The 14,709-nt window shown below is 69.9% G+C and carries 4 protein-coding genes; 1 reads left to right on the forward strand and 3 read right to left on the reverse strand.

From position 1 onward, the window contains the following. The first annotated feature begins 44 nt into the window (after positions 1-44). Positions 45-1,994: a GGDEF domain-containing protein gene (locus CQ393_RS03885; RefSeq protein WP_194269581.1), complete on the forward strand. Its 1,950-nt coding sequence runs from the start codon at positions 45-47 to the stop codon at positions 1,992-1,994. 70 nt (positions 1,995-2,064) lie between these two features. Here the strand turns inward: CQ393_RS03885 and CQ393_RS03890 are convergent, their stop codons facing one another. From CQ393_RS03890 to CQ393_RS03895, 3 genes are read right to left on the reverse strand one after another with little or no spacing between them, the layout of a single operon-like run. Beyond that, positions 2,065-3,081 (reverse strand): OmpA family protein, encoded by a 1,017-nt coding sequence (locus CQ393_RS03890; RefSeq protein ID WP_194269582.1) that lies wholly within the window; start codon positions 3,079-3,081, stop codon positions 2,065-2,067. Positions 3,082-3,091: 10 nt separating this feature from the next. Beyond that, a complete protein-coding gene (locus CQ393_RS18025) occupies positions 3,092-6,475 on the reverse strand; it encodes an Ig-like domain-containing protein (protein WP_194269583.1) in 3,384 nt (1,127 codons plus the stop codon). After that, positions 6,472-14,652, reverse strand: a complete 8,181-nt coding sequence (locus tag CQ393_RS03895; protein ID WP_194269584.1) for an SdrD B-like domain-containing protein — start codon at positions 14,650-14,652, stop codon at positions 6,472-6,474. Before CQ393_RS03895 ends, CQ393_RS18025 begins: the two co-directional genes overlap by 4 nt. Between the last annotated feature and the right edge of the window lie 57 nt (positions 14,653-14,709).

The raw sequence follows: 14,709 nt of genomic DNA on the forward strand, positions 1-14,709 counted from the left end.
CCGTTGTCCGGACGGACTTCCTCACGCCAGGACCGCCTGACGCCATGCCCTTTCCGCCCTGCGCTCCCCGCTTCCGCCGCCTGCTGCCCTGCCTGGCTCTCGGCACGGTTCTGGCAAGTCCCGTCCATGCCCAGGTCGCCGATGCCGATGCCCGGCTGATGGAACAGGTGGTGCGCTGCCACACCACGGTACACGGCGCGCCGCGCGAGGCGCTGGCGACCGCGGAAAAACTGCTGGCCATGCCGGCGCTGCCGCCGGTGGTCGAGATCGGCGCGGTGGGCTGCCGCGGCTTCGCCCAGCAGCTGCTGGGACAGGGCGAGGGCAGCCTGGAGTCCGCGGCGCGGTTGCAGGCGCTGCTGAAGACGCCGGGCCTGCCGCCGCTCGAACGCAACCGGGCGCTGCAGATGGCCGCGACCCTGCTGCAGCGCAACGGCCAGACCCAGGAAGGCCTGCAGCTGCTCGACTCGATGCTGGAGCGCGGCATCGCCGACGGCGACGTGAGCGCGCAGATCACCGCCCTGACCGGCATCGCCCTGATCCGCGCCGAGCAGATGGACGATCCCGAAGGCGCGCTGCACTACCAGCAGCAGGCAATCGCGCTGTCCGATCACCTGCGCCGGCCGCCGCTGCCGCAGGACGTGATGCTCCACTACAACTACGGCTACACGCTGCTGCGGCTCAAGCGCTACGACGAAGCCGAGCGCGCCTTCGCCCGCACCGAGTCGATCGCCAACCGCCTGTCCAACCAAGACGTGATGCTGCACCGCATCCGCGGCCACAGGGCCGAGGTGCTGCATTCGACCGGCCGGCTGGAGGCGGCCAAGGCGCAGTTCCTCGCGCTGCTGCCCTGGCAGCAGCAGAACGATCCGCTGGGCCAGGTCGTCACCCTGCAGCGGCTGGCGAGGATCGCACTGGAGCAGGACCAGCCGGAGGACGCCCGGCACCTCGGCGAACAGGCCCTGGCGCTGGCCGAAGCCGGCAAGTTCCCCGAAAGCGTCCGCGACAGCCTGGATCTGCTCGCCGAAACCAGCATGGCGCTGGGGGACGCCGCGCAGGCGCGCGGCTACCTGCGCCAGGCCAGGCAGATCGACCAGGCGCGGATGAAGGGCGACAACCTCGACCGCCTGGCCAGGCTGCAGGCCAGGGCCGAACAGGCGCTGGACCCGATCCGCATCAACGCCACCCAGGAGGCCAGCCGCGACCGGCTGCTGCGCAATGCCGCGCTGGCCGCGGCGGCGATCCTGCTGCTGGGCGGCGGCGGGCTGTACCTGCGCATGCGCCGCCAGCAACGCCGGTTGCGCCAGCTCGGCACCACCGACGCGGTCACCGGGCTGCCCAACCGGCGCGAGGCCGAACGCCTGCTGGATGCGGCCATGTCAGTGTCCCCGGGCGACGAGCGCGACGCGGTGCTGCTGCTGGAAGTGGATGGCTTCAAGTCGCTCAACGACCTGCACGGCCACGCCGCCGGCGACGTGCTGCTGCGCGCGGTGGCCGAGGAACTGGTGCGCAACAGCGACGAGCACGACCACGTGGCGCGCTGGGGCGGCGCCACCTTCGTGGTGATCCGCGCCAATACCTCGCAGGCCGCGGCGTTCGCGCTGGCCGCGCATCTGTGCCGCTGCATCGAGCGGCTGCAGGTGGACGTGGCGCCGGGGCAGTGCCTGACGCCCAGCGTCTCGGCCGGCGTGGCGCCGCACCCGCTGTTCCCCGGCATGGTGGCGCCCCACGCCGATACCCTGCGCGCCGCGAGCCGGGCGCTGCAGGTGGCACGCCGCAGCGGCGTGGGCACCTGGGCCGGGCTGTGGGGCCTGGCCGAGGGCCGCAACGTGGATGTCTACAGCATCCTGCGCGACCCCGAGCATGCGCTCGCGCAGGGCTGGATCGCGATCGGCGGCGGCCGCCCGATGTCCTGGGCGCCCCCGCGCGATGGCGCCGCGGCATTGCCGCCACGGGAGGAAAACCGCGGCCAGAGCCGGGTTTCCCATCTGCCCTGAACCCGGTGCCCGCCGATGCCGCGGAAGGGAAATCCGGCTGTGACCCCGGTGTTCCCCCGCACGGCGACGTTCACCTCGCCAGTTCGAAACGCACTTCGACACGGCGGTTCGGCAGCAGGCATTCCAGCAGCGCCGCACGCGGCTTGACGCCGTCGCACTGCTGTACCTGCTGGGTATCGCCACGGTATTCGTAGCGGATCTTGTCCGGGGCGATACCGCGGCCGATCAGCAGCTCGCGCACGGTCTGCGCACGGCGCTGCGACAGGCCCTGGTTGTAGTCGAAGCCCTTGCCCTGCATGCGGTCGGCGTGGCCGACCAGGAGCACGCCGGCCAGTTCGCGCTTTTCGCCGGCGATGGTGGCCAGCGCGCGATCGACGCTCTCCAGCGAGTAGGTGCGGATGTCCTTGCGGCCGTCGCGGTCGAACTCGAACAGCACGTTGGCGATCAGCGGACCCGGCGCGGGCGGCGGTGCGGCATCGGGCGCCACGCCGCACTGGCGCACCAGCGCCTCGGCGTCGTTGACCAGGTCCTCGGCGATCTGGATGTAGGGCTTGGAATGGCGCCACTGCTGCTGGTTGAACTCGTTGCCGGCATGGACCAGCTCGACCTCGCCGCAGGCCACCGCCTGCTGCGCGCAGCTGAAGCCCGGGGTGCCGTGGATGGCCTTCAGGCGCTGCCACAGGTCGTCGCGCAGGTACTTGGCGCCGTTCACCAGCGGCGTGTCGGTCGGGATCGGCGAGACGCCGTTCTCCATGTCCACGATCAGCTTCTCCGACTCGGTCAGCGCTTCCTGCGGGAACGCGCTGCGGTCGTTGCGGGTGTATTCGTGGAAGGACACGTCCAACCAGCACTGCGCCTTGGACAGGTGGTAGTCGCGCACCGGGCGGCCGCCGTCGTTGAGCGCCTTGATGCGGCCCTGCGTGGCTTCGTAGCCCTGCAGGTCGGCGTGGATGGCCTCGTCGGTGATGCGTTTTTCCTGCGGGTTGAGCCGGGTCTGCTGGGCGGCGGCGGTGCCGGCCAGCGCGGACAGGAGGGCGGTCGCCAGCAGCGCGCGGGACAGGGGAAAGCGGTTGTGCGTGGATTTCATCGGGTCGTCCTCAGCGGGCCGGGTCGCGGTAGCGCACCGGGTCACGGCGGAAAAGGTCTTCGTCGAACTTGAAGCGCAGGCGCAGGAACAGGCCCTGCTGGGTGTACTCGTAGCCGTTGAGGTCGCGGTCGCCCTCGAAGCCGGTCCAGTTGTAGCCGGCCGACAGCCACAGGTTCTGCCGCAGCAGGCGGCCCACTTCCACGCCATAGGCGTACTGGTTGCTGCCGGACTGGCCGCGGAAGGTGGAGCCGAGCACGCCGACGTCCCAGTTCTCGGTGATGTCGTAGACGATGCGGCCGGAGAACAGCACCGCACGGAAGCTGCTGTCGACGCGGCCGCCGTCGGCGAAGGCGAACTGGTCGCGCTGCCACTTGCCGGCCACGCGCCCGGTCAGCCACCACGGCCGCGACGGATGCCAGTCGGCATGGGAGGAGACGATATGGGCGCGGGTGCGCACGTCCTGGCTGATGCCGTTGACCGCCTGCCCGTCGAGCAGGGTCAGCCCGCTTTCGTCGCGCTCGAGCTTGTACTCGTAGCGCATCAGCGCGTTGACCCGGTTGCGGTCGGTGTCGCGGTAGGCCAGGCCCAGCTGGAAGCGGTCCTGCAGGACGTCGCCGCGTTCCTTGTAGTTGGTCGCCAGCAGGTAGTTGCGGCCCAGCAGGGTCCAGTCGCGGCTGAGCTTGCGCGCCACCATGAACTGCAGCAGCGTGGTGTCGAACGCCTCGTTGGCCTCGGTGTGCGCCACGTCCTCGGAGATGCGGTGCTCCACGCGCACCGCGCCGCGCCACAGCGGGTTGGCGCTGTAGTCCAGCGCCAGCGCCAGGCCGGTGCTGTCGCCGGTGTCGCCGGCGATCACGTTGACCCGCTCGGCCGAGCTGCTCAGGCGCAGGCCCTCGCGGATGTCCCAGTTGTTGCGGATGCCCGAGGCGGCCTGCACGTCGCGGCCGCTGATGGCATCGCGCAGCCGGTACTCGCTGAACGCCTGGGTGTCGCGCAGGTAGGTGCTGTCCACGCCGAACACCAGCGCATCGGCCTCGCGGTCGGTGGTAGTGATGCCGTAGGCGCTGGTCAGGCCGGTCTGCTTCTCGTAGCGGCCGTACAGGCGGCTGCGCTCGAACACCTGGTAGTCGACGCCGGCGGCGACGCGGTGGCGGTCCTCGCCGCTGACGCTCTGCTCGACCTCGGCGCCGCCGCTGAACTTCTCACTGAAGCGGTAGCCCAGGCCGATACGGGCGCTGTCCGATTCCAGCTTGGTGCCGACCGGCAGGTCGCTGGTGATGACGCTGCCCGAGGACGAGCCGTTGATGACCATCAGCCCGGTGGCCGGGTCCAGCGCCTGCTGGCCGTAGCCCAGCGCGCCGCCGCCCATGCCGGTGGCGAAGCCGCCGGTGAGGCCGCCGGTCTGGCCGAACGGCGAGCCCATCGACCACGGCGAGGTCACGCCGATGGTCTCGCGCACGCTGCGCAGGCCGAAGTCCAGGGTCAGGCGCTCGGTGGCGCCCACGCGCACGCCGGCGCCACCGGCCTCGCGCTTGCCACCGTCGGGATTGCGGTCCTCGCTGCGCAGGCCTTCGACGTACAGCTCCAGGCGCGGACCCACCGCGTAGCTCAGCCGTGCGCTGTACTCGCCGCGGCCGCCGTACAGCGGCGAGGCCGGGTTGTTGAACGCCGGATCGGTGCGCGCGGCGAACAGGCGCGCATCGAACTTGTCGCCGTCATGGGCGAACTCCACGCGCCAGGCGTCGCCCTCGACCTCGCCGACCACGTCCTTCAGGCCCTGCGAGGTGATCTGGTTGAGCGAGCTGGTGTTGACCTCGCTGCGGGTGCGCGCGAACTCGGCGACCAGCATCGTGTTCTCGCCGAAGCGGTAGCCGGCGTTGACGCTGCCCATGCGGAACTCGGCATAGGGATTGCGGTCTTCCACCGCCGAGGCGCCCACTTCCAGCCGCTCGGTCAGCTTGAACTGGCCGTCGGCGCCGAACACCCAGAACTTCTCGGTCTGCTGGTCCAGCTCGTAGGTGATGCGCAGCGACACCGGGTTGAGGTCGCTGTCGAAGGACGGCATGAACTGGTTGAGCAGGATGCGCCCGGAGAACGGCTCGAAGCTGTAGTCCACCAGCCGCGCCAGCGGACGCACCGAGACGATGCGGGTGGGCTGGTTGCGGTCGCGCACGATCACTTCCACCCGCTCGCTGCCTTCCAGCACCGCGTTGTTGCGCAGCGCGTACGGGCCGCTGCCCTGGCTGCGGAACTCCTCGATGACCTGGCGCAGCGAGTCCTCGATGGCGAAGACGTTGCCGCGTGCGCGCTCGCTCTCGAAGTGCCAGCCCAGGCCGGTGGCGGTGCGGTTGTAGGTGCTCAGGCTGCGCTGCGGGATCGGCCCGCTGCCACCGATGCCGGTGGCCGTGGCCAGCGTGTCGCCGGTCTGGAAATCGCCGTACAGCAGGTAGCTGCGCTTGTTGTCGATGCGTACGTACAGGCGCTCGGCCGAACGCGCGTCGAAGCCGCGCAGCGACGAGTCGCCGTACACCGGATAGAACTCCTCCGGCTGGATGTCGCGCAGCAGGCGGCCGCGCACGTCCTTGTCCGAGTCGTAGGCCGCGGTGAGCAGGTACTCGCCCTTGATCCGGCCCTTGACGAAAAACGCGGTGCGCGCGGCGGCATTGGCCTTGCCGTTGTTGAACTGCTTCTCCCAGCGGCGGATGTCGCGGTCGAACGCATCGTGGTGCTGCACCGGCGAGATCAGCCCGGCGTTGGACTTGTTGCGGAAGTTGACCACGCCCTCGATCAGGCCGGTGGCCAGCAGCTCGCGCATTTCCGGCAGGAAGCCGATCACGCCTTCGGCGGTCTGGCCGCCGGCGGTGATGCGCAGCACCACGTCCTGCGGCTCGTGCGGCGCCAGCAGGTCGAATTCGGCCACGCCGTCCTCCACCACCAGCTGCACGCCGGGGGTGACCTTGTCGGCGTCGCTGGCGCCGGGGCCGAACTCGTCGGTGCGCGAGCCGGGCAGGCGGACGCGGCCGCCGCTGTTCTCGATGGTGGCATAGGACCTGCCGGACAGCGGCTTGCCCTGCGCGTCGAGCAGCTGCACGCGCACGTGCACCGGCGTCTGGCCGTCGGCCGGCACGCCGTCGCGGTCGACCTCGACACGCACCAGGTCCACGCCGCGGTTGAGCGCGTAGTCGACCTGGCCCGGTCGCGCCGCCACCACTTGCGGCGCGGCGTCGGCGCTCGCCGGCGAACGCGGGTACAGGGTGCTGGCGTCGCCCAGCACCGGGGTGAAGCGGGTGCCGGTGCCCACGCTCTGGGCCATCGCCGGCAGGGCGGCGGTCGCCAGCGCGCAGGCCAGCAGGCTCAGGCGCGGCGTCGCACGCAGGGAGTGGCGGCGGTTCATGGCTGCACCTCCTGCGCGGCCGATGCCGAGGGCGGATTGGGTCTGGGTTCCACGATCGGTCTCTGGTTGGCCGAGTCCGTGGCCTGCTGCGGCGCACGGACGGGCTTGCTTTCGAAACGCAGCTGCGACTGGCCGGGTTCGCTCTCCGGCGCGCGCACTTCGCCCTGGGTACGCCGGGCCTTGACCTGCTCCAGCACCGGGTTGGCGCAGCTGCCCTCGACGAAGTCGGCGCGGTGCAACTCGCCGTTCTTCAGGTCCAGGAACAGGCTGTCGGCGTCGCCCAGGTTGCGGTTGCTGCTGGTGGTCAGGCGCGAGCCGACCGGCAGGGTGGATGCATCGACCTTCAGCGTGTGGCTGTTCGGCGGCAGGCCGCAGTAGCTGTACTTGCCCTCCGAGTCGGAGACCAGCCAGGTGCCGTCGGAGAAGTACAGGCGCACCCCGGGGATGCCCAGTTCTTCCTGATCCTGCACGTGGTTGTTGTTGCAGTCCACGAACACCTTGCCCAGCACGCAGGCCTCGTCGGTGAACACGCCGCCGGTGACGCGCACGCGGTACTCGGCGTGGTTGGACGGGGTCGAGCCCGGCAGCGGGTTAAGGCCGACCGGATCGATGCAGCCGCCGGCAATCGAACAACCGTGCGCCTGCGCGCGGTTGATGCCGTCGCCCTGCAGCGCGCCGACGCCGATGCGCACGCGGTAGGTCAGCACCAGCTGGCCGCCGGCGGCGATCGGGCCGAGGTCGAAGCCCAGGCGCGGACCCGGCCGGCCCAGCGGTTCGGCCAGCGCGCGGCCATCGACGCGGGCGCTGCCGTCCAGGTAGGTGAAGCCGCGCGGCAGCACGTCGACGATGTTCACCGTGCGCGCGGCGCTGCCGGACACATGGCGCACCTCGATGGTGTACTGCACGGTGTCGCCGACTTCAGCCATGGCGCGGTCGCCGCGCTTGCTGATCACCAGCAGCGTGTCTTCCGGCGCTTCCTGCACCTCGTTCGGCACGCGGCACAGGTTCTGGCTGATCTGCGGATCGCACAGCTCCAGCTGGCCCGGGGTTTCCTCGAACTGCTTCCACTGCTCGTCGGTGGGCTTGCGCTCCGGATCCTCGCCGCCGCCGGACACGACCACCGCGTTGTTCACGGTGCCCTGCTGCACGGCTTCCGGCAGCACGTCCACCGGCACCTTGATCGAACCCGGGTGGGTCGCACCGGCAGCCAGTTCGCGGGAGCTGGCGCACTGGAAGCGGCGTTCGCCCGCGGTGCCGGTGCAGGTCCAGCCGTCGCCGGCGGGCAGGCCCGACAGCACGATGCCGGCCGGCAGGTGTTCGCTCACCACGTACTCGGCGTCGGTGGCGCGTTCGCCGATGTTGCGCACGCGGATCGCGTAGCTGGCGTTCTGGCCAACGGTGAACACGGCGGTGTCGGCGGCCTTGCTGACCACCACGTCCGGCCACGCCTTCACCAGCTCGCTCGGCAGGCGGCAGGCGTTGTGCACCACGTCGGCCTCGCACACCGGCAGGATGCCGACGTCGCCGCCTTCCAGCGCCTGCTTTTCTTCCGGCGTCGGACGGCGCGATTCGGGCTCGCCGCCGCCGGAGACCAGCACGGCGTTGTTGACGGCACCGGCCGAGGCATCGGCACCCACGCGCACCGCCGCGGTGATGGCGGCGATCGCCGTCTGCCCGGCCGCCAGCACGGTGGCGCTGCGGCAGGTGAAGCGGGTCTCGCCGGCCGCGCCGGTGCAGGTCCAGCCGTCGCCGGCCGGCACGTCCGCCAGGGTCACGCCCTGCGGCAGGCGGTCGATGACCTCGTACTCGCCGCTGGTCGCGGCCTGGCCGGTATTGCGTACCACCACGCGGTAGGTCGCGGCGCTGCCGGTGACCAGGGTCGCCGGATCCACCGACTTGCTGACCCGCAGGTCGGGCACGTTGGTGCTGATCTCGCCGAAGTTGTTGGACTGCGAGTGCTCGCCCGGGGAGAGTTCGATGTCGCTGATCGACGACGTCGGGGTCTCCTTGGGAGTGGCGGTGCCACCGGTGGTGCCGGCCGTGGTCTGGCCGTTCTCGGTCTGCGGCGGCTGGTTCGGCTGGGTCACCTTGTAACGGCCCGGACGCAGGTTCGGGAACGTGTAGCGGCCATCGGCATCGGTGGTCGTCGTCACCCGCACCGGATTGCCCAGGTCATCGGTGCCTTCCAGCACGATCTCCTGGTCGGGGATGCCGGTCTCGCCAGGATCGACCTGCCCGTTGTCGTTGTCGTCGTTGTAGACGCGACCGGCGATGGAGGCCGGCGGGATCTCGCCGAAGTTGTTGGCGATCGAATGCTGGTTCGGACCCAGCACGATGTTGCTGACTGCCGATGGAGTGGTTGCCACATCGGTGGCTTCGCCACCATGGCTGCCGACACGGGTCTTGCCATTCATGGTGCCAGCGGGCTGTTCCGGCTCGGTCACCGTATAGGTGCCCGGTGCCAGATCCTCGAACACATAGTGGCCGTGCGCGTCCGTCTGCATCTCGACCATCACCGGGTTGCCCATGCTGTCGGTACCGGTCAGCCGCACGATGACGCCGGCAATGCCATCCTCACCGACATTGATGATGCCGTCGTTGTTGCGATCCAGCCACACGGTACCGGCGATGGAACCGCTCATCGCGATCTCGCCGAAGTTGTTCTGCACCGAGTGCTGGTTCTCGCCGAGCACGATGTTGCCGATCGCCGACGGCGTGGTGGCCTTGTTGGTCGCGGTGGCGCCTGCCATCGGCACGCCGCCGATGGTGCCCGGCACTGTCTGGCCATTGAGCGTCGCCGGTGGCTGGTCCGGTTCGGTAACGGTGTAGGTACCCGCCGGCAGGTCGGCGAACAGGTAGCTGCCGTCGCTGCCGGTGGTGGTGGTGCGGGCGATCGGGTTGCCGTTGACGTCGGTGCCGGTCAGCTCGACCGTGACGCTGGCGATACCCTGCTCGCCGGCATCGATCGCACCATTGTCGTTGCCATCCAGCCATACCCGGCCGGCAATGGTGCTGCGGGTCGGGATCTCGGCGAACAGGTTCTCCAGCGACTTCTGGCCCGGGGCCAGGGTGATGCCGTCGATCTGCGACGGTGTGATGTTCACGCCGGTGGCGGTACCCATGGCGACGCCGCCGACGGTGCCTTCGGTGGTGATGCCGTTGGCGGTGCCCGCCGGCTGGTTCGGCTGGTGCAGGGTGTAGGTGCCCGGCAGCAGCTGGGTGAACGAGAACGTGCCGTCGTTGGCCGTGGTCGTGGTGGCGACCACCGTGCCGCCCGCGTTGCGCAGTTCGATGGTCTGGCCGCCGATGCCGGCGTCGCTGCCGTTCTGCACGCCGTCGTTGTCGTAGTCCATGAACACGCGGCCATGGATCTCGGCGCCTTCCTGTTCGCCGAAGTCGTAGTTCTCGCCGTTGCCGGTCAGGCGGATGCCGCTGATGCGGTCGGTGGTGGCCGCGTCGCCGGCCACGCCGGTCTGCGCGGTACCGGCACTGCAGCCGCCGCCGCCGCAGGTGCCCGGCTTCACCGCGCTCGGGCGGTTCAGGTAGCCGGCCGGCAGCGCTTCGCGCACGGCGTAGGTCTTGGCCGGGTCCAGGCCCACGAACTTGTAGAAGCCGCTGGCGTCGGTCTGCGCGGTCCCGGTCGGACCGCCGACGGGCACGTAGTTGCCGCCGACCAGTTCCAGCAGTTCCAGGGTGGCGCCGGCGATGGGATCGTCCGTGGCCGGATCGCGCACGTCGTTGACGTTCTTGTCCAGGAACACGTGGCCGGACAGCGTGTACAGGGTGACTTCCGGGAAGTCGAACTGCACGCCCTGGCCGCCGCTGCCGAGCACGACGCCGCTGATGACGCCGCCGCCGGCGGCGATGCTGGGCGTGCCCTTGTCGGTCACGCCGGTGCTGGCGCCGTTGCGCACGGTGCGCGCGCTGTTGGGCTGCGGCATGCCGTTGTTGTAGCCGCCGGACACGGTGCTCTGGTCCTGGCTGATGGTGTAGCCGGCGGCATTGGACGGCGCCAGGCCGTTGAACACGTAGTCGCCGTTGGCGTCGGTGGTGACGGTCACGTCGATGGCGTTGCCGTACACGTCGGTGCCGGTCAGGCGCACGCCAACGTTCGCCAGGCCGTTGTCGCCCCCGTCGGTGTCGCCGTTGTTGTTCTGGTCGAGGAACACGCGGCCGGCGATGCTGGCGTTGCGCACCTGCACCGGGCCGTCCTTGTCGTTGTTGTTCGGGTCGCTGTCCTTGGCCAGGTCCTCGTTGGCCGCGTCCTTGCCCGGCTGCACGGCCGCGTGGTTGTCCACGTTGGTGAGCCACGGCCCGGCGAACACGCCGGCCTTGGGCCGCGCATGCAGGGTCAGGGTGTAGCCGCTGCCGGCCGGGAAGTTGCCGTTGACGTGGCAGGTGACCTGCTGGACCGGGGTCGCGGTGGTGACGCTGGCCACGCCGTTGGAGACGTAGCACACGTCGGCCGCGTCCGGCGCCGTCGGGCCCGGCTGCACGGCCAGGTTGCCGCCCGCCGCGGCCAGCGTGGCGCCGCCGGTGGCGGTACCCACGCTCGGCGCAGTGGTGTCGATCCACTCGAAGCCGGCCGGCAGCGTATCCACCACGCGCATCTGGGTGGAGGTGGAAATGCCGTTGTTGCGCAGCACAATCTGCCACGGCACGGCCTGGCCGACGTCGACCGGCGAAACCATGGCGGTCTTGCTCACCACTTCCAGGTCGGTGCTCGGGAACAGCACGTTGTTGATCGCGGCCAGGTTGTTGCCCGCCTGCAGCGGATCGGCCGTGCACTTGCCGGAGGATTCGTAGCTGTTGGTCTCGTCGGCGCAGACGTGCACGGCGTTGCCGAAGATCTCCGGAGTCGCCGACGCGCCGGTGGGACGGAACACCAGCTCGAAGTTCACCTCTTCGTTCACGTCCAGCGTGCCGAACGTGCACACCGTATCGGTGTTGGGCGATGCCTGGGTGCAGGTAATGGCCTTGCTGACCAGGGTGTAGCCGGCGCTCGCCGCGCCGGCGTTCATGTTCTGCGGCGTGCCCTGCAGCGCCAGGGTGAAACCGGCCGGCACGGTCAGCGCGTCGGTCATCACGATGTTTTCGGCGATCGACGGACCGGCGTTGCGGACGCTGAAGCGGTAGCGCAGGTCGTCGCCGGCGCGGAACTCGTTCTGCAAGGCCGGGAACACCGGCACCTTGCCCTGCTGCAGGTCGAACGACGGCACGGTCACGTCGAACACGGCCGAAGCGGTGTTGTTCGCCAGCGCGTTGGCGTCGCCGCAGGCGTTCGAGTTGGCCACGCTGTCGAAGCGGTACTCGCACATGTTGTCCAGGTGGACGTGGGCGGTATTGGTGACGTTCTCGTACAGCTTGTCGCCCAGCGCGCCGGTGTAGCTCGGCGGCTTCTTGACGCGCGCGCGCACGGTGACCGTCTGCACCTCATGGCGGGAGATGGTCGCGACGTTGACGCAGGAAATGGCGCCGCTGGCCAGGTTGCTGGCCGCGCAACTCATCTTCGCCGCGTCGGCCGGCTTCACTTCCAGCACATCGAAGGCCGGCGTCGCCAGCGTCGCCGCGCCGGTGAACAGGCTGTCGGTGATGCGGAAATTGCCGGCGGCGATATGGTCCTGGCCCTGGTTGCGGGCGACGAGGGTGAACAGCACGGTCTCGCCCACCGACGCCATCGGGTTGTTGCCGCCGCTGGCCGGGATGCTGGTCGTCACCGTCTTGCTGGTCATCGCCACGTCGGCACGCGGCAGGATCAGCACCCGCGCGTCGTCGCTCAATACGTTGCCGCCGGACAGGTCCTTCAGGAACGCGTTGGTCGAATCCAGCGTGGCGGTGTTGTTCAGCTGGCCCGTGGGCACGCCCAGCGGACGCGACAGCGTGGCCGTGACCACGATGGTGGCGCCGGCCGGCACGTCATTGAAGCTGCAGATCTGCTCGTAGGTATTGCCGGACTCGGTGGTGTTTCCCGTATTGCCATACGAGTTGGGGTTGCCGGAAATGTTGGCCGGGCAACTGTGCGTCACCCCCGGCGCCAGCGAGGTGTCGTAGGCGAAGGTGATGTTCGGCGTGACATAGGTCGGCGCCGCGCCGGCGGCCCGCATCAGGCCGCGATAGATGTCCTTCACCTGCAGGGTCGGGATCGTCGTCTGCGCCGCTGCCGTGGTGATGGTCATCCGCCAGTGCATGTCGTTGTCGGCGGCGGCCAGCGTCGGCGCGTCGGCGACGTCGTCATGCCAGCTGATGCCGTCCACGGAGGATTCCTTGCGGATGCCCACGCGGACGTCCTCGATGGTGGTGCCGATGCCGTTGGCGGACTGGCAGTCCTGGCCGTTGGTGCCGTTCTCGCCAATGCCGCCGGTCGCCCCGGCGTCCTCGGGATCGGCCGGCTGCGGGCCGTCGCTCTCGTTCATGCCCAGCAGGCGCAGCACCTCGCTGCCGGTACAGGCGATGTTGGTCAGCGTCACCGGGTTCGGACCCAGGGTCGCGGCATCGGCCACGGTATGGGCGAAGCTGAAGGATCGCGTGCCACCGACACCCATCGTGCCCGGGCCGGCATGCTCGCAGGACACCTGTGTCGTCTGGCTCGGATACTGGCCATCGGACCGTGGCGATGCCGGGGTGAGCGTGCACGTCCAGCCGTTGTTGGCCGTGACCGAGGCATTGGTGATCTCGCGCGGATCAAGCCAATCCACCACGCGCAGCGGATGGGAGGCATCCCAGCTGACGGTTTCCGGACCACGGTTGGTGACGGTCAGGGTGGTGCTGATCGTCTGTCCCGGCGCCACCTTGTTGGGCTTGCTTTTGCTCAGCCCCAGGTCGGCCGCCGACGGCGCCATCCAGTAGCGGCGGGTGGCGCTGTTGTTGTTCAGCTGGCCATCGTCCTGGCCGGCGGGCAGGGTCAGCACGGCGGGCAGGTACTCGCCCGTGCGGCGCAGGTTGTCCAGGGTCACCGGGATGACGAACGGGGCGGACTGCCCCACATTCAACGCGCCCGCGGTGCAGCTGACCTTGGTGCCGTTCCAGGTCCCGGTCACGGTGCCGCCGCTCACCGGCGGGGAAATGGTCAGGCTGCTGGCCGGCGTGGACGTACAGCCCGCTGGCAGCGTGCCGAGGGTGAAGCCCGCCGGAACGATGGTCTCCACCACCGTTCCTGCCGCCGATGCCATCGGCCCGTTGTTGGTCACGCCGATGGTGATGGTCTGGCTGCTCAGGCCGGGCGAAGGCGAAGCCGCACTGTTGCTGAGCGTGCTGGTGATGGTCGCCGCCAGGTCGGTGGCCGGCTCGGTGTTGTAGTTGAGGCTGGCGCTGTTGTTGCCGGCCGCCAGGTCGATGTAGAGCGTATTGGCGGAGCTGACGGTCGCCGTGTTGACGAAGCTGCCGAAGCTTCGGGTGGTGCCGCTCACGTCGATCCAGCTGCTGTTCAACTGCGCAGCGGTGATGGGGGAGCCGCCCGCGGTATAGGTACAGGACAGCACGCGGCTGCTGTTGGCCGTGGCCACCGCGGTGCACGCCGGCGTCAGCGGACCGCCGAAGGTGATTGCCGTCACCACGAAGCCCGTGGCGGCGCTGCCCGGCAGGTTGTCGGTGATGACGATGCTGCCGCCCACCGGCACGTTGTTGCCTCCGACGGCGATGTTCGGGGCCAGGCGGAAGGTGCTGTTGCCGCCCGTCAGCGGGTTGCCGGCGGCCGGCACGGTCAGGGTCTTGGCGACGGTAAGGTCGCCGGCGTTGCGTACGTTGCCGGAGAAGGCGGCGGACGGGCCCGAGGTACCGGTGGCGGTCAGGTTGAAACCGCCGGCGGTCACGCCGCGGACCGGGAAGGTCACCGTGCCGCTGCTGCCGGCGCTCGTCGAGCACACCATGTTCGGCGCGGTATAGGTGCAGCCGGCCGGAGGCGCGGGCGGGTCGGCCTGCAGCTGGGCGGGGATGACGACGGTGACGGTATCGCCGCCGGCGCTGGTACGCGTCCAGTTGACGGTGACGTTCACGTCCTGGCCGATACCGATGTCCGGCGCCGTGGTCACCTGCGTCGCGGTCACGGCGGCCTGCGCGACCGGCGCCATGAATCCGAGCGCGGCCAACAGGCCGACGATCTTCATCGCGCGGGTGGCGAATCCGTTTGCATGCGTGCGCGACGGCGTCGCGCGACCGGCCTGATCGTGTGATTGGTACACGGGTTTTCCCCTGCCTTGCAGCTGTTGCGCCCCACCCGGCTTCACTGGGAAGGCCGG

The organism is Stenotrophomonas sp. MYb238, from assembly GCF_009496535.1.
GTDB lineage: Bacteria > Pseudomonadota > Gammaproteobacteria > Xanthomonadales > Xanthomonadaceae > Stenotrophomonas.